General features: G+C 75.1%; 1 pseudogene. It reads right to left on the bottom strand.

Annotated features, from left to right (window positions below):
* Nucleotides 1-205, bottom strand: a pseudogene (locus MFF21_RS23935) (methyl-accepting chemotaxis protein); the annotation flags it as partial.

The raw sequence follows: 205 nt of genomic DNA, 5'->3' as shown, positions 1-205 counted from the left end.
GGAAGTGGGCGACCTCGGCCGAGAGGCGCTCGGACTGGCGCGAGAGCTCGGAGGCGGCGCCCAGCACCTGGTTGGCCGCCGCGCCCGTCTCCTCCGCCGCGTTCGCCACCCCGGTGATGTTGGTCGTCACCTCGGCCGTGCCGGTCGAGGCCTGGGCCACGTTGCGCACGATCTCCTGCGTGGCCGCGCCCTGCTGCTCCACCGC

The organism is Methylobacterium organophilum (genome assembly GCF_022179465.1).
Lineage (GTDB): Bacteria > Pseudomonadota > Alphaproteobacteria > Rhizobiales > Beijerinckiaceae > Methylobacterium > Methylobacterium organophilum.
The sequence above is the reverse complement of the archived record's forward strand: the minus strand, read 5'-3'. Positions and strand labels throughout refer to the sequence as shown.